Source organism: Brevibacillus brevis, assembly GCF_022026395.1.
In the GTDB taxonomy this organism is placed as follows: domain Bacteria; phylum Bacillota; class Bacilli; order Brevibacillales; family Brevibacillaceae; genus Brevibacillus.
In genome coordinates, this window is sequence record NZ_CP041767.1 from 5,477,694 (window position 1) to 5,492,500 (window position 14,807).

At 45.6% G+C, this 14,807-nt stretch carries 18 protein-coding genes (1 of these 18 only partly in view); 5 read left to right on the forward strand and 13 right to left on the reverse strand.

Annotated elements, in window-relative coordinates; all coding sequences use genetic code 11:
• Positions 1–264: 264 nt before the first annotated feature.
• On the reverse strand, positions 265–1,305 hold the full coding sequence (locus FO446_RS25850) for a FecCD family ABC transporter permease (RefSeq protein WP_237899488.1): 1,041 nt from the start codon (positions 1,303–1,305) through the stop codon (positions 265–267).
• A complete protein-coding gene (locus FO446_RS25855; protein ID WP_237899489.1) occupies positions 1,298–2,314 on the reverse strand; it encodes a FecCD family ABC transporter permease in 1,017 nt (338 codons plus the stop codon). The genes FO446_RS25850 and FO446_RS25855 overlap by 8 nt, the downstream gene beginning before the upstream one ends.
• 266 nt (positions 2,315–2,580) lie before the next feature.
• Here FO446_RS25855 and FO446_RS25860 point away from each other — a divergent pair, with 266 nt between their 5' ends.
• Positions 2,581–3,591 (forward strand): ABC transporter substrate-binding protein, encoded by a 1,011-nt coding sequence (locus FO446_RS25860; RefSeq protein WP_237899490.1) that lies wholly within the window; start codon positions 2,581–2,583, stop codon positions 3,589–3,591.
• 75 nt (positions 3,592–3,666) lie between these two features.
• Here the strand turns inward: FO446_RS25860 and FO446_RS25865 are convergent, their stop codons facing one another.
• The gene (locus FO446_RS25865; protein WP_173611020.1) at positions 3,667–3,825 is read right to left on the reverse strand and encodes a hypothetical protein; all 159 of its coding nucleotides are present in this window, start codon (positions 3,823–3,825) and stop codon (positions 3,667–3,669) included.
• A 194-nt stretch (positions 3,826–4,019) separates the two neighbouring features.
• On the opposite strand from FO446_RS25865, the gene FO446_RS25870 reads away from it, so the two are divergent.
• Complete coding sequence (locus FO446_RS25870; protein ID WP_173611019.1) at positions 4,020–5,888, forward strand: PAS domain-containing sensor histidine kinase; 1,869 nt, start codon at positions 4,020–4,022, stop codon at positions 5,886–5,888.
• A gap of 35 nt (positions 5,889–5,923) precedes the next feature.
• On the forward strand, positions 5,924–6,058 hold the full coding sequence (locus tag FO446_RS25875; RefSeq protein ID WP_173611018.1) for a DUF4023 domain-containing protein: 135 nt from the start codon (positions 5,924–5,926) through the stop codon (positions 6,056–6,058).
• A 252-nt stretch (positions 6,059–6,310) separates the two neighbouring features.
• On the opposite strand, the gene FO446_RS25880 is transcribed toward FO446_RS25875, so the two are convergent.
• Both FO446_RS25880 and FO446_RS25885 read right to left on the reverse strand, forming a co-directional pair.
• Complete coding sequence (locus FO446_RS25880; protein WP_232774036.1) at positions 6,311–7,546, reverse strand: branched-chain amino acid ABC transporter substrate-binding protein; 1,236 nt, start codon at positions 7,544–7,546, stop codon at positions 6,311–6,313.
• A gap of 218 nt (positions 7,547–7,764) precedes the next feature.
• Complete coding sequence (locus FO446_RS25885) at positions 7,765–8,232, reverse strand: copper amine oxidase N-terminal domain-containing protein (RefSeq protein ID WP_173611016.1); 468 nt, start codon at positions 8,230–8,232, stop codon at positions 7,765–7,767.
• A gap of 214 nt (positions 8,233–8,446) precedes the next feature.
• Between FO446_RS25885 and FO446_RS25890 the strand changes: the two genes are divergently transcribed.
• Together FO446_RS25890 and clpP are read left to right on the forward strand one after the other, a co-directional pair.
• Complete coding sequence (locus tag FO446_RS25890) at positions 8,447–8,668, forward strand: hypothetical protein (protein ID WP_026043328.1); 222 nt, start codon at positions 8,447–8,449, stop codon at positions 8,666–8,668.
• Between the two features lie 131 nt (positions 8,669–8,799).
• Positions 8,800–9,402 carry an ATP-dependent Clp endopeptidase proteolytic subunit ClpP gene (clpP, locus tag FO446_RS25895; protein ID WP_007720441.1) on the forward strand — a complete coding sequence of 201 codons (603 nt, stop codon included), beginning with the start codon at positions 8,800–8,802 and terminating at the stop codon, positions 9,400–9,402.
• Positions 9,403–9,516: 114 nt separating this feature from the next.
• Here clpP and FO446_RS25900 read toward each other — a convergent pair whose 3' ends face one another.
• The 8 genes from FO446_RS25900 to FO446_RS25935 all read right to left on the reverse strand — a co-directional run.
• Positions 9,517–9,702, reverse strand: a complete 186-nt coding sequence (locus FO446_RS25900; protein ID WP_088909644.1) for an H-type small acid-soluble spore protein — start codon at positions 9,700–9,702, stop codon at positions 9,517–9,519.
• Positions 9,703–9,718: 16 nt separating this feature from the next.
• Complete coding sequence (locus FO446_RS25905; RefSeq protein WP_173611015.1) at positions 9,719–9,901, reverse strand: hypothetical protein; 183 nt, start codon at positions 9,899–9,901, stop codon at positions 9,719–9,721.
• 130 nt (positions 9,902–10,031) lie between these two features.
• Entirely contained in the window at positions 10,032–10,289 is a 258-nt protein-coding gene (locus FO446_RS25910) for an HPr family phosphocarrier protein (protein WP_048034964.1), read from the reverse strand.
• Between the two features lie 49 nt (positions 10,290–10,338).
• Complete coding sequence (gene whiA / locus FO446_RS25915; protein ID WP_173611014.1) at positions 10,339–11,286, reverse strand: DNA-binding protein WhiA; 948 nt, start codon at positions 11,284–11,286, stop codon at positions 10,339–10,341.
• Between the two features lie 8 nt (positions 11,287–11,294).
• Positions 11,295–12,305, reverse strand: a complete 1,011-nt coding sequence (locus FO446_RS25920; RefSeq protein WP_173611013.1) for a gluconeogenesis factor YvcK family protein — start codon at positions 12,303–12,305, stop codon at positions 11,295–11,297.
• Positions 12,306–12,383: 78 nt separating this feature from the next.
• Positions 12,384–13,265, reverse strand: a complete 882-nt coding sequence (rapZ, locus tag FO446_RS25925) for an RNase adapter RapZ (RefSeq protein ID WP_173611012.1) — start codon at positions 13,263–13,265, stop codon at positions 12,384–12,386.
• Positions 13,266–13,500: 235 nt separating this feature from the next.
• Positions 13,501–14,460 (reverse strand): thioredoxin-disulfide reductase, encoded by a 960-nt coding sequence (gene trxB, locus FO446_RS25930; protein WP_173611011.1) that lies wholly within the window; start codon positions 14,458–14,460, stop codon positions 13,501–13,503.
• Positions 14,461–14,524: 64 nt separating this feature from the next.
• Positions 14,525–14,807, reverse strand: partial view of a tetratricopeptide repeat protein gene (locus tag FO446_RS25935; protein ID WP_173611010.1) — the 3' end only. It continues 1,361 nt past the right edge of the window; only the last 283 of its 1,644 coding nucleotides appear in the window; its start codon lies beyond the right edge, outside the window; its stop codon occupies positions 14,525–14,527.

Sequence of the window (14,807 nt, forward strand, 5' to 3'; positions counted from 1 at the left end):
TTATCGAATGATGACTGATATTATCGCTCTTTGCTTTTCTCCGTATACTAGGGGTTCCCATGAGCAAAACATCCATTAGCGATTAATCCCATCAGTTATCATAAATGTAATCTATACTAATCATTACCATATTTAAAGCGTATTGTAAATTCGAATCTTGTAATATTTTGTAATAAATTGACAGATAGTGAACACAAAAAACCCCTGAAGCATTCCTCTCCTTCAGGGTTCTCACTAAACTCTTGATAATCACTCTTCGATTCCCTACTGATGATTCCTCGTTTTATACAAAAGATAAACAAAAAACGGAGCTCCAATCGCTGCGGTAAAAATCCCTGCTGGCAAATCATGCGGTAAAAATACCGTTCTCCCAATTAAATCAGCCAAGACGACGAGCATCCCGCCCAAAACAGCGGAAGCCGTCAGCAAATAGCCATATGCAGAGCCTACTAGCCTACGAGCTATGTGTGGGGCCATCAACCCAATAAAACTGATTCCTCCTGCCACACCGACCGCAGCACCTGCCAATGCCACACTGATCGCAATCAAGAGCAAACGCTTCTTATCAATCGCTACACCAATGCCTTTGGCGATATCATCACCGAGCTCTTGGGCATTCAAATAACGGATTTGGAAAATCGTAGCGCCGAGAAACAATACGGTCCACGGAAGCAACGTTATCACATTTACCCAAGACATGCCATACACGGTTCCTGTCATCCACCCGAGTGCATTTGAGGCTTTATGGGTTTGGGTAATCACCATGAAAAAAATTGTTAATGCCCCCATGCCTGCTGAGATACATACCCCCACAAGTGCGAGACGAAAAGGGGAGACTCCCTCCTTCCACGCAGTGAGATACGTAAGCGTCGCGGTTAACAATCCACCGATCAAGGCCACCAATGGCATCCATTGTACACTCACATCTTTTGCGAAGGTGATAAATGCTACCGCTGCTGCCGTCGCTCCCGCTGTAGTCCCGATTAAATCAGGCGAAGCTAACGGATTTCGCACCAAGGACTGCAAGATGGCCCCCGATACTGCCAGGGAAGCCCCCACCATGACTGAAACGACAACGCGAGGCAATCGCCAATCGAGCACGATCAATTCATTCTGTTCACTGCCCGCTCCCATAAAAGCTTTGATGACATCCCACACCGGAATATGCAAGCTTCCTAAGCCAATACTCAATACAATCACAGCAGATAACAGGACAAATAGAATGAAATTAATTCCCAACGCCCGCTTATCTACATGAAAAGAAAGCGCTGGCTTTTTGGTCCGTATGACTACATATCTATGCATACGCTCTCCTCCTGACCAGCGGGATGATAAAAGCCACTCCGATCATGGCGGTTGCTACGCCTACCGGTACTTCCAAACGCATAGGCATCAATACAAGGCGTGAAAGCAAATCAGCGCAAACCAGAAAAGCTCCGCCGAAGACAATCGAATAGGGAATCAACCAGCGATGATCAAGGCCGACTAAAAAACGACAAAGATGCGGTATGATGATGCCTACAAATGCAATCGGTCCGGCGAGCGCGACACTCCCACCTGCCAAAAACACCACGATCAATATTGCTGTAGCTTTTACCAAGATAATCTTTTGGCCCAATCCAGTCGCTACATCGTCACCGAGTACCATCAAGTTTAACGAGCCGGTCAGTAGCATAGCGCCTAACCAGCCTACGAGCAAATAAGGAATGATCATAAAAAAATGATCAAGCTGTCTTCCCTCCACAGAACCAACTAACCAGTAAAAGGCCTCTGTCATCGTCTTTTCTTGCAGCAGCATAAACAGAGAAGTCACAGACGAAGCAAAAGCGGCAACCGCTGCACCCGAAAGTGTCAGCTTAATCGGAGTCATGCCTCCCCGCCCAGCGGAAGCCAACCCGTATACGAGCAGAGCCGTCCCCCCCGCTCCGATAAAGCCCGCCCACATCATCTGCGACACGGGAAATTGCGAGCCAAATACAGCAATCGTCGTCACTATGGCTGCTGCAGCTCCAGCGTTCACACCGATAAGAGATGGTGAAGCCAAAGGGTTGCGAGTCAACGCCTGCAACAAAACACCTGCCACAGCGAGGCTGCTCCCCACCGCTACCGCTGTCAGTGTACGCGGCATTCGGGAAGTCGTAATAATCAAGTGTTCCTCCGAACCTGAAAATTGAGTATATGCCTCTACTGCAGTAGTGAGCGAAAACCGATTAATTCCGAAAAGGATACTAGCTACCATCACGACTGCCAGGACGACGAGTCCTGCTATGAGTACAATAGTCTTTTGCAGTCGGCTGGACAAAATCACATTCACGCCTGGTCCCTTCTTTCCGTATGCATTCTACCTATTCTGTTTATTCGCCACCTATGTATGTAAGTTTCTCCCACTAATCAGTCTAAGCTTGAGGATAGGGCTAGTCAATGATATTGATTTTTATTATCGCTACTGGAAAATTTAGCACATAAATATCTATACTTTTCCTCTGATTCCAAAAAATATATTGACACATTGTCATATATGCATATACAGTAGTGAAGAAAAATGATAATCATTATCAGTTAAAAGGGGGATTTTCCATCATGCGCAAAACTTCCCTGCGTTTGATGCTCGGGGCTATGCTTTCCGCTGTCATGCTCGTAACAGGTTGCGGAGGACAGGCAACGCCTTCATCCGACTCATCTTCTTCTACACCAGCCGCGTCAACAAATACATCAGCACCGGCAGCGTCTGAAGAGAGAGAAGTAAAACACTTTATGGGGTCAACAAAAATAAAAGGGACTCCTCAACGTGTCATCACTCTCACCAGTGAAAGCACAGAGGCTGTTCTCGCGTTAGGGATTACGCCAGTTGGGGCTGTCATGAGTGGCCTTGGCAAATCTGGTGACCCATGGCATCCACATATTAAAGAAAAAATGAAGGATGCAGTTGAATTGGGTGATGAGAACCAACCAAACGTTGAGCTAATCGCCAGCCTGAAGCCAGATCTGATTCTGGGAACAAAAGGACGCCAAGGGCAAGAAAAAGTATACACTCAGCTTTCCGCGATTGCTCCAACCGTCTTCTCCGAGGATCTCGTAGGCAGATGGAAAATCAACTTTGCCCTTTACTCCGAAGCGTTGAATAAAAAAGCTGAAGGCGACAAGCTGATGGCTGATTTTGATAAGAAGATTGAGGATGCAAAAGGAAAACTGGGTGACAAGACGAAGATGAAAGTCTCTGTCGTTCGTTTCGTAGCTGGTAAAACTCGTCTCTACTTGAAAGACACTTTCTCTGGCGTTGTTCTGAGCCAGCTCGGTTTTGCTCGACCAGCCTCCCAAGACATCGATGAGTTCAAAAAAGACATTCCAAAAGAACTCATGGCTGAAATGGATGGCGACGTCATGTTTTACTGGATCGGCGATCATTCCGGTGATGGATCTGCCAATAAATACACAGAGGAATGGATGAAAGATCCGCTCTATCAAAAACTGAATGTCGCGAAAAACAATAAGGCATTCCAAGTTGACGAAGTGATCTGGAACGTAGGCGGCGGCATCCTTTCTGCTGAACTGCTTGTTGATGACATCGTAGAACGCTTCTCCAAACTGTAGGCTATTTACTTTCCGATACCGTCAAAAAAGCAGGAGTGGTTGAGATAACCACTCCTTTTCTTTTGCCTGCTGGCATTATTGATCGAGTTCCTTATTTCCAGCAGTATCCTTACTGGGCAGGATCGGATCTATTTGTTCAGGTTTACGCGAATAAGCTTTGTTTGTAACCAAAATCGTCGCACCGATGACGACGATAAAAATGAGCACCAACGCAACGATAAAACCCGTTGTCATGCATACACCCCCGACTTTTTTCTAACTCTCATTATAGCTGATTTCCATGCGAGTCAGAACCTTCATGCATGACCAATTCATTATAGAATAACAAACTATTCCAAATTTTGATAGGAAAATGGCTCCTATATCTCGAATAGTTACGACAATACTATCTCATTCAAATACTAGATAGATTATGCGGGGGAAATCTGATGAACAAGCTTAATACCCCTTTCTTATGGAAAAAGAAACGTTCAAAAAAGGAAATCACGCAAGTTTTGTTTCCCGATCAAATATTAAAAGCATTTTTCCACTTTACGACGGATGCCATCTCCATTAGTGATCTCGATAACAATATCGTCTTGGTGAATCATGCTTTTGAGCAATACTACGGTTGGTCCATGGAGGAGATTTACGCTTCACCGCTCTGCTTTATTCCAGAAGAGTACAAGAGCGAGACCAAACAGTTATTTGATGCAGTCAGGAGCATGGGTGTCTTACTAACGAATTATGAAACCATCAGGCAGCGAAAAGATGGCACGAAGATGGATGTCATTCTGTCGGCTGCTCCAATCAAAGACGAAACGGGAAAAATTATTGGTGCTTCCTGCATTACTCGTGACATTTCTGACCGCAAAAAAATTGAAGAGGCCTTGCGTCAAACTGAAGCCAAATATCGTCTTCTCATCGATCATACTCAGGATATCGTGACGATTTATGATTTATCCATGCGACGCATCTATGCATCTCCATCTATCGAGCAATTGGGATTTGTTCCAGCCGAGGTTACTTCCCCTAACAATCTGCAGCTCACACATCCAGAGGATATCCCTATGTTCCGGAACAAATTTCAAGAGATCATGGCAACGAAGCAACCCGTTCATTTCGAGACACGCTCTATGGATAGGAATGGAAACGAAGTCTCCTTTGAAACACGCGGTATCCCCATTTTAAGCGCGGTAGGAGACGTTCAAAACATCATGTTAGTCTCGCGAAATATCACAGAACGCAAATACTCAGAGGCCGCCTTGTTTAAAAGCGAGAATACGAACAAAATCATCTCAGAATACACAGATGATCTGATTCTGATTACGGACAAAAACGGGGATATCCTCTATCTCTCCCCTTCGCATTCACGCGTAATCGAAACGAGTGAACATTGCCGTCAGCTTACCTTTGCCGAGATTCATCCAGAAGATCGCAAAACTGTTATTGACCACTTTCATCATTTGCTGGCGACCAAAGAACCAAAGATATGCGAATTCCGTTTCCAGACGAAAAATAACAAATGGATCGTTCTCGAATCAAAGGGTGCCCCCATCCTGACGAAAACGGGAGATTGTGATGGCTTTATCATCGTATCGCGGGATATTACAGAACGGCGGCATAACGAGGAACTATTACGAAAGGCTGAGAAGCTGTCTGTGATTGGCGAGCTAGCTGCTGGAATCGCCCATGAGATTCGCAATCCGCTCACATCTTTGAAGGGCTTTATCCAATTTCTTTATCCGAGCATGAAAGATAACCAGCAATACGCCGATATCATGCTCTCTGAACTGGACCGGATCAATTTTATTGTGAGTGAATTGCTAGTCTTGGCAAAGCCACATAGCATTCAAATCAAGCCTCTTCCGCTCATCCCATTGCTGGAAAACGTGTTGGTACTTTTGAGGTCGGAAGCCAATTTGAAAAACATCGATTTCCGTACCGCATTTGCTTACCATCCGATCATTGCGGGAGAAGAAAACCAGCTCAAACAGGTCTTTATCAACATCATTAAAAATGCCATCGAAGCGATTGACGGACATGGTGAGATTCATATTGCCACCGCCTTAAAAGACAATCATCAAGTACTCATTACACTCACAGATACTGGCTGTGGAATCTCTGAAGAAATGATTCACAAGCTGGGCGCCCCCTTTTTCACGACAAAAGAAAACGGAACTGGCCTCGGCCTCATGATCAGCAGCAAAATCATGAAAGACCACAATGGCAGCTTGGAAATTAAAAGCAGGGAGCACGAAGGTACAGTGGTAGAAATAACACTGCCGATTGTACAGGGCCAAATTGGGTCATCCTAGAAGGGTGTACATCTCATCATCAGTGGAGGTGCCCTATGGATTTCTCCAAAATGAGCACGGGTGAGTTCGTGGCCAAAATTCGCGAATCCCAGGCGAAAAACCTGCGAAGCAGACAGCATCAGGGCTACGGTCATCCCGAAAAACGTTTGCCTAGCAAGCAAGGTATTTAACAAGCAAAAGCCCTCCCGTTGAGCTCCTTTGGCTAAAACGGGTGGGCTTTTGTCATTGTTATTGTGGATCCTGTTTATTCAGGTTACGATCTCTTTCGGACTTTTGCTTTTGGGTGCCCTGCGTCTTGCTGCTGTGTCCTTGATTGCCGCCATTCTTCGTATTTCGATTGTTTGACATCAGAATCCCTTCCTTTTCATTCTGGTATTCATGCCAAACGTAGTATGTCCCAAATGGCTTGTTCATAATGAAGATTACTTCGCTTCACCCATAAATACTTTCTTGCCGTCCTCATACTTGTACACGTATACGGAAGCAAAGTCGTTGTCGCCTTTTTCATTGAATGTTACGTTAACGAATTTGCCTTTGTAATCTTTGGTTTTGTGAACAGCTTCCAGCACTTGTTCACGAGTTGGCTTTTTGCCGCCGTTTGCTTTGATCGCTTCTTCCAAACCGTTCAGCATAACACCCATGGAGTCATAACCAAACGAAGTGAAGATCCCTACTTTGTTGCCAGTCGCGCTCTCGAAGTCTGTAATCCATTTCTTGCCGTCTTCGGTAGCACCAATATCGCCAACAGTAGAAGTAAAGACTACATTATTGGCATTTTCCGCACCAGCAATTTTCACCATGTCAGCGGAGTCATAGCCATCGCCACCCATGAAGACACCTTTGAATCCTTTTTCACGTGCTTGCTTCACGATGATTCCTGCATCAGAGTAGTATCCACCGAAGTAGATCATCTCTGGATTTTTCGCGAGGATTTGGGTGATAATCGCACTATAATCCTTCTCGCCTGCTGTTACCCCTTCATAGCCGAGAACTTGTACGCCGTCTTTTTCAAATTGCTTTTTCACTTCTTCCGCAAGACCTTGTCCATATGCAGCCTTGTCATGCATAACGAATGCTGTTTTTACATTCAACTGATTTTTGGCAAAAATAGCAGCCTTGGAGCCTTGTTGATCATCACGCGCACAAATGCGGTGTACGATCTTCTTGCCTTGCTCAGTCAAATCTGATCCCGTTGCGGAAGGAGATACCATCACGAGCTTCTCTTGCTCGTATTGCGCTGCTGCTGTGATGGAAGCACCTGTTGTAGCATGGCCAACTACTCCGACTACATCAGGATTGGAAATCAACATTTGTGCGACTGCTACCCCTTGTTTTGGGTCAGCTTGGTCGTCTTGCGCGGACAATTGAACGTCAAAGCCAAGTGCTTTGAATGCCTCTGCCTTTTCTTTCAATGCATATTCAGCACCAGCTTTTGCTGTGCTTCCGTAATCGGAGTACTGCCCAGACATCGGACCAACTACAGCAACGACGAGCTTCTCAGTAGCGCCACTTGCACCGCCCGTGCTTCCTCCGCTATTATTGCTTGGCTGTGGTGTCGCGCTTTGTCCACCAGTCCCCGTACCTCCGCCGCAGCCCGCGAGCAATGTGCTCAGAGCAAATGTTGCAGCCAGTATCGACAATGATTTCTGTTTTTTCATTGCAAAACATCCCCCTCTTTATTTATGAGCAAACTATGAATCACAATCTTATTGTAGGATATTTTAGAAAATTTGCAATAGAAATGATTAAAAGAAGAATCAATCAAAAAAACCTCTATCGCTGTCTGCTAATAGAGGCGTATACGCGTATTATTGAGGAAAATAGCCACTTCTACGCATAGAAGTGGCTATCTTGATGGGAAGTATCCCATTGATTATTAGGAATTAATTGGAATGCTCAGTTTGTAAGTGAGCGTTTTTGCATCGTATTCTACTTTTGCACCCAATTCTTGGGCAATGAATACGAGGGGCACGAGCACTGCTCCGGTCACTGGACGTGGCGGATTTGCTACACTGGTTTCTTTGCCGTTTTTATAAGCAAAGTTTTGGTTTTCGTACATACGCAGAGCGTACTTGTTGTCTTTGGCAACCAACAGAGATTTGGTCGTGCTATCCCATGCTGCACTACCACCCAAAGCAATCGCCAATGTGCTCGCATTTACATACGCAACACCATTTTCGGTAACGATTTCTTGTGGGAATGGGAACTCCTTGCCGTTTAGCTGAACTTTGATTTTTTGTTGCTGTACAGGAGCAGGAGCAGTTTGGGCGAAAGCAGCCGTTGCCGCTACACTTCCTGTTAGAAGAGCCGCTGTCAGCATCATTGTCGAAAACTTGCGAAGCATAATAAACACCCCTCAAATATCATGAAATGAATTCCAATTTTGTAAGGTTCGACACGAATCAACTTTTTCCTTCTTTTTTATCCCATACATTTCCTATGTAATTCTCTCGCCAAACATGACAAGACTAGGAAAAAAATAAATATCCCACGAACAAATGTTTTTGTGCACAACCTGTGCATAACATTGTGGATAACTTTCGAAAGTGAGGCTTGCCATGGCAGGGGAACGTTTTTTTCTCATCTATCAAGAGGCCAGTGACGAAGAATGCTTATTGACCATTGAACCATACAAAGATCAACAGGAGCTGGCGGAAGCCATCAATCAGCTGCAAGCCAAACAAGTCGATGAATATACGATCATCAAGGGAAAAAAGATGAAAGCCACGCTGAAACTCGCCGTCGATTTAACCGAGGCCGATGAGAATTCCAAGGAATGAATGTTTTCTTTTTCGAGTAGGTTTAGACAGAGGGAAATTGGCAAACATGGTAGTGAGGGAGCGCACTTATGTGTTTGACCTTCATTGACCTTTTGTGTATGATATTGTTACAAAGAGAGGAGGAAGACTAGATGCATATGAATTTAATTCCAACCGTCATTGAACAGACGAACCGCGGGGAACGTGCTTACGACATTTATTCCCGCCTGCTCAAAGACCGCATCATCTTTCTGGGAACCCCAATCAACGACACCGTAGCCAATATCGTTGTGGCACAGTTGTTGTTCCTTCAGGCGGAAGATCCGGAGAAAGACATTCACTTGTACATAAACAGCCCAGGCGGTTCTATTACTGCTGGTATGGCAATTTACGATACTATGCACTTCATCAAGCCTGATGTATCCACCATTTGTATCGGAATGGCTGCTTCCATGGGAGCATTCCTGCTGGCTGCTGGGGCAAAAGGCAAGCGCTTTGCTCTGCCAAACAGTGAAGTCATGATCCACCAACCATTGGGTGGTGCACAAGGACAAGCGAGCGACATTGAGATTGCCGCAAAACGTATTTTGAAGATGCGTGATCACCTGAACACCATCTTGGCTGAACGCACAGGACAGCCTTTGGAGCGCATCCAAAAGGATACCGATCGGGACAACTTCCTCTCTGCCGCTGAAGCAGTAGAGTACGGATTGATTGACAAGGTCATCACTTCCGAACCGTCTTCGAAAAAATAAGAGATAGGTAGTAAAAAAAGAAGCACTCGTGCCTGGATTTCAGGCCGAGTGTTTTTTGTATGCCGAGCAAACCCCAAGAGGCTTCCCCTTGGTTTGCTCGGCTTTTTTCATGGATCATTGTGATACTTCCATTAACTGACTGACATAGACTGTTCGGCTATGTCCTGGATTTTTTTCCTCATGCACACGTGCTGTTGACGTTTTTTCGTCTACAGCATCGATCCAAACGGCTTGTCCTTCGTACTCTACCTTGATGTGGTCGTCGGATTTCATGATGGCTTGTGCTCTCGTTACATTCATATGTGACTGACTCCCTCTATTGATCATCGTCAAGAGCTTGCTTGGCTGAAGTATCACCTGTCATCGTGTCTACAGTCGTTTCTTCAATCAGGCCATTTTGGTCGGAAACAACTCCGCCCCCCAGTCCCTCATTCACCATTCGATCAATGTCCATGTCATAACAATCGCGGCCTTCGTAACACTTATCACGGTTACTCATGTCTCATTTCCTCCTTCATGCAATCTACATAGGTTAGAAATGCCCTGCCCGAAGTGAATTGATACATTTTCATCAAGACGACCAACAAAAAAAGACACCTCCCTTTACGGGAAAAGTGTCTCTCGTGACTCTATTCTTCCTTGCTTACCAGATTCGTAAGGCTGGTGACTGCCTGGGAGGCATCCGGCCCTTCTGCCAAAATGGTAATTTCCGTTCCAGAGCTGATTGCGAGGCTCATGATACCCATGATGCTTTTCGCATTGACCTTCTTGTTGCCTTTTTCTACAAATACTTCCGATGCAAAACGGTTAGCTTCCTGTACGAAAAAGGCTGCTGGACGGGCTTGCAAACCGGTCTTTAACTGAACCACGACCTGCTGTTGAACCATGAATGGACCTCCTTACTTGTAGACTATTATCCTTTAGTATAACATGCATCTACATCGAAATATTTTGTTTTTCTCGTATTTTGTCAGCGATTTCGTTAATTTTTCGCAAGCGGTGGTTAATGCCCGATTTGCTTACTACTCCGCTTGGCACCATCTCGCCCAATTCTTTCAAATTGATGTCAGGATGAGCCACTCGAAGCTCCGCGACCTCTCGCAAACGTTTTGGCAAATTCTCCAATCCCATCTCTTGATCGATGAGCTGGATATTCTCCATTTGTCTAGTAGCTGCATTCACCGTTTTGTTTATGTTGGCGATTTCACAATTGTGTAAACGGTTTACGGAGTTCCGCATGTCCTTTACGATTCGGACGTCCTCAAAATACAGAAGCGCCTGATGAGCCCCTATCAAGCTCAAAAACTCTGTAATCTTTTCGCCTTCTTTAATATAGAGAACATACCCTTTTTTCCGCTCGATGCACTTGGCATTTAGTTTATATCGATTGGCGATTTTGGTCAACGCTTCGCAAAAATCCTGATAGGAAGTGAAAATCTCCAGATGATAGCTGGATGCCTCTGGATGATTCACAGATCCCCCCGCCAAAAAAGCCCCCCGCAAATAAGCAGCGCGGCAACAGGACTTCTTCACGATCTCAGGAGCGATTCCCGGGATAAACGACAGGCTTTGATCCATGATGCCCAAGTTTTGCAAGATCTCATTGGCCTTATTCGGAATACGCACAATGTAGACGTTGTTCTTTTTCAAACGCATTTTTTTGCGAACCAGCAATTCAGCGTGTATCTGAAACAACCTCTTGATTAACGTGTAAATGCGTCGGGCAATCGCCGCGTTCTCTGTCGTCACATCCAGCACCAGTCGTCCGGCTCCAAACTGCAGACTTCCATTCATTCGAATCAAGGCTGAGAGCTCTGCCTTGCTGCAGCAATCGGCACCCTCCGTCATGGTAAGTTCTTTTTTGGTATGCGCGGCGAATGACATCGACTTCACTACTCCTTCTCTATCTTCAGCACCTTCCGTCTTCGTTTGACGAGTGACACAACCTGCTTGCTGACAGCATGTGCATCATGACGTAGGTATCCATCCTCAAATGTGACTAACGGCTTCGCCACCACGTGGAGACCGAGTTGGCGCAATCGCTTTAGGTCACATCGGACGGGAGCTGCTCCTTTTTCCGCGTATTTGTCCAATACATGGGCAGGCAGCTCGGCTGAATTGACAATGATCGTATCCAGAAATGGTCTATCTACATGTTCATACATGACATTCACGTGCTTGGATGCAGAAAAACCGTCTGTCTCCCCCGGTTGTGTCATGACGTTACAAATGTAGATTTTCGGGGCTTGTGCGTGTGTAATCGCTTCAAATAGCCCGCGTACTAATAAATTGGGAAGGATGCTCGTGTACAAGCTGCCAGGCCCAATCAAAATGGCATCCGCGTCGGCAATCGCCATCAGGGCTTCGCTCAGAGGAACAGCGTCCTCTGGATCAAGAAACACCCGCTTGATTTCTTTGCCAGTCAACGGTATTTGGGATTCTCCGATTACGAGAGATCCATCTGTCATTTCCGCTTTCAACTGAATCGATTGCGTGGAAGCTGGCAATACATCTCCACGCACTGCCAAAACTCCGCTTAATGTTTTGACTGCGGTGACAAAATCTCCAGTGATTTCGTTCATCGCTGCAAGTAATAGATTTCCCAAATTATGCCCTGCTAATCCCGTGCCTGTGGAAAAACGATATTGCATGACTTTTTCCATCAACGGCTCTGTATCGGCCAGAGCAGTCAAGACGTTTCGAATGTCGCCAGGTGGAAGCATATCCATTTCTTCTCGCAAACGTCCAGAGCTTCCCCCATCGTCTGCTACCGTAACAATCGCTGTGATATGCACCGGCTCGTGCTTCAAACCGCGTAGAAGGACGGACAGACCCGTTCCTCCCCCAATAACGACTACCCGTAATGGCCTTGACTGTAGCCTCCCGACTCCCTTAGTAGGCATATGTCACCTCATTATTTCTAATACATATACCACAGGTGGCTTTTTATATACGCTTCAGTCTTTCCTGCCATCTTATGCTCATTTGTTCTTTTCCATGTCTCGATGACTGACACGGACAGAAAAATCTTTGCCAAAGGTTTCTCCCAAATGTTCTGCAATGGCGACCGAGCGATGCTTGCCACCGGTGCATCCGATTCCTATCACAAGTTGACTTTTTCCTTCCCGCTGGTAATGCGGCAGGGTGTACCCCAAAAAGTCCGTAAGCTTTTCTAAGAATTCTTTTGTGTCCTTGTGCTTCATCACATACTCTGCCACGTCTGGATCACATCCTGTTTTCGGACGCAATTCCTCCACATAATGCGGGTTGGGCAAAAAACGGACATCGAACATCAAGTCAGCGTCTATCGGTGCGCCGTATTTGAAACCAAACGATAATACATTAATCGTAAGTGGTGATCCTTGTTGACCGTATTGGTTGATGATTTTTTCTCGAAGCTGAACTGGCTTCATTTGACTCGTATCGATAATCTGATGCGCCCAGCCCTTCATTTCCTCCAACAAACGGCGCTCGGCGTGGATTCCTTCCAAAGGCGAACCGTTCGGAGAAAGCGGATGTCTACGGCGTGTTTCCTTATAGCGAGAAACCAATGTCTGATCGTTCGCATCCAGATAAAGGATATGGTAAGATAATCCATTCATTTGATTGAGGCTTTCCATGGTTACGGCTAGATTTTCAAAAAACTCACGCCCTCGCAAGTCAATCACCAATGCGACTCGCTCAATACTCCCACCAGACTGTTTAACCAACTCAGCAAATTTGGGAATCAGTACAGGGGGTAGGTTGTCTACACAAAAAAAGCCCAGGTCCTCCAAGCTTTGTACAGCAACTGTCTTTCCCGCACCTGACATTCCGGTAATAATCAGGAGATTCATGGCCTTGTCGTTTCCCAATTCCGTCACGCAACTCGCCTCCTACGATTCTGACAATAGCATACCATATTGTCGACCTTATTCGCACCTTTTTGAAACGCTTCCCCTGTTTTTCCAATGACGTCTTCTACAGGAGTACAAGCAAATTTAGAAAAAAAGATGCGTGACTGAATGCCAGCCACGCAACAATTGTTTATATAGATAAGGGGGTCAATTCATTGTCTATAGATTACTCTTGAATTATTTCACCCATGTTACAAGCAGGTTAAGAGATTGTGACATTTTGTTCCTTCAGCTTTTCATTTAGCTCTTCAACATAATGCTGAGCAGATTGAGCAGCGATCGAACCGTCTCCAGTAGCTGTCACGACTTGACGCAGCATTTTTTCGCGTACATCTCCTGCTGCAAAAACACCTTTTACTTTGGTGTTCATTTTTTCGTCTGTCAGTACGTAGCCTGCGTCGTTGGTGATGCCCAGTGGGCGCACGCTTGCAGTCAATGGGTCCATACCTACATAGATGAACACCCCATCTGCTGGATATTCTCTTTCTTCACCTGTTTTGGTGTTTTGCAAGAGAACCGCTTGTACTTTGCCTTCGCCACGGATCTCTTTTAGTTCTGTATCCCAGATTACTTCGATTTTTTCGTTATCGAAAGCGCGTTTTTGCAGGATTTTCTGTGCACGGAACTGATCACGACGGTGTACGATTGTCACTTTGGAAGCGAAGCGAGTAAGGAACACTGCCTCTTCTACTGCGGAGTCTCCCCCACCAACAACCACCAGCTCTTTATTGCGGAAAAATGCACCGTCGCATACCGCGCAGTAAGAAACGCCACGCCCGGACAATTCTTTTTCGCCTTGTACACCGAGCAAACGATGCTCTGCACCAGTTGCCACAATAACAGATTTGGTCAAGTATTCCTTGTCACCCGTGATAACGCGTTTGTACGGTTCTTCATCGCGGATTTCCTTGATCTCACCATATGCATACTCTGCACCGAATTGTTGTGCATGCTCAAACATTTTTGTAGAGAGATCAGGGCCAAGAATGGAAGTGAAACCTGGGTAGTTCTCGATATCTTCCGTGTTCGCCATTTGACCGCCTGGAATTCCTCTCTCCAGCATCAATGTGCTCATGTTCGCACGGGATGTATATACAGCAGCCGTCATTCCAGCAGGGCCAGCTCCGGCTATAATGACATCATAAATTTTTTGGTCGCTCATGCTTGTTGCCTCCTCATCTCACACAGTTCTGTTTCCTTATTTAAATTAATTATAAAGTAATAATCTATTTAAAATCAAGTGTCGACAAAACTTTGACGCACTTTGCCAAGGTTGCGGCAGAAATGCCATATTTTTGAGCTAGAAGGGCTTGTGACTGTTTTTCGTTCGTTATCGTTCCGTATACATATTCTAATGCTGCGACCCACGCTACTTCTTTTCGCACTTGTACCTGACTTTGGGCATGTTCATGATGCTTGCGCCATACATCAAGGCACCATTCTCCAGCCTCTTGCTTGCCCTGCGCGAGCAAATAATGGCTTATGCCTTCTTCTATACTGCTCTTTTGC

What these genes read in the sequence shown, in the direction of transcription:
- FO446_RS25880 (WP_232774036.1), bottom strand. Translation starts at nt 7,546, where the DNA reads ATGAAAAAACAGAAATCATTGTCGATACTGGCTGCAACATTTGCTCTG.
- FO446_RS25850 (WP_237899488.1), bottom strand. Translation starts at nt 1,305, where the DNA reads ATGCATAGATATGTAGTCATACGGACCAAAAAGCCAGCGCTTTCTTTT.
- FO446_RS25885 (WP_173611016.1), bottom strand. Translation starts at nt 8,232, where the DNA reads ATGCTTCGCAAGTTTTCGACAATGATGCTGACAGCGGCTCTTCTAACA.
- clpP (WP_007720441.1), top strand. Translation starts at nt 8,800, where the DNA reads ATGCATATGAATTTAATTCCAACCGTCATTGAACAGACGAACCGCGGG.
- whiA (WP_173611014.1), bottom strand. Translation starts at nt 11,286, where the DNA reads ATGTCATTCGCCGCGCATACCAAAAAAGAACTTACCATGACGGAGGGT.
- FO446_RS25890 (WP_026043328.1), top strand. Translation starts at nt 8,447, where the DNA reads ATGGCAGGGGAACGTTTTTTTCTCATCTATCAAGAGGCCAGTGACGAA.
- FO446_RS25905 (WP_173611015.1), bottom strand. Translation starts at nt 9,901, where the DNA reads ATGAGTAACCGTGATAAGTGTTACGAAGGCCGCGATTGTTATGACATG.
- FO446_RS25875 (WP_173611018.1), top strand. Translation starts at nt 5,924, where the DNA reads ATGGATTTCTCCAAAATGAGCACGGGTGAGTTCGTGGCCAAAATTCGC.
- FO446_RS25870 (WP_173611019.1), top strand. Translation starts at nt 4,020, where the DNA reads ATGAACAAGCTTAATACCCCTTTCTTATGGAAAAAGAAACGTTCAAAA.
- FO446_RS25860 (WP_237899490.1), top strand. Translation starts at nt 2,581, where the DNA reads ATGCGCAAAACTTCCCTGCGTTTGATGCTCGGGGCTATGCTTTCCGCT.
- FO446_RS25900 (WP_088909644.1), bottom strand. Translation starts at nt 9,702, where the DNA reads ATGAATGTAACGAGAGCACAAGCCATCATGAAATCCGACGACCACATC.
- FO446_RS25910 (WP_048034964.1), bottom strand. Translation starts at nt 10,289, where the DNA reads ATGGTTCAACAGCAGGTCGTGGTTCAGTTAAAGACCGGTTTGCAAGCC.
- trxB (WP_173611011.1), bottom strand. Translation starts at nt 14,460, where the DNA reads ATGAGCGACCAAAAAATTTATGATGTCATTATAGCCGGAGCTGGCCCT.
- FO446_RS25865 (WP_173611020.1), bottom strand. Translation starts at nt 3,825, where the DNA reads ATGACAACGGGTTTTATCGTTGCGTTGGTGCTCATTTTTATCGTCGTC.
- FO446_RS25920 (WP_173611013.1), bottom strand. Translation starts at nt 12,305, where the DNA reads ATGCCTACTAAGGGAGTCGGGAGGCTACAGTCAAGGCCATTACGGGTA.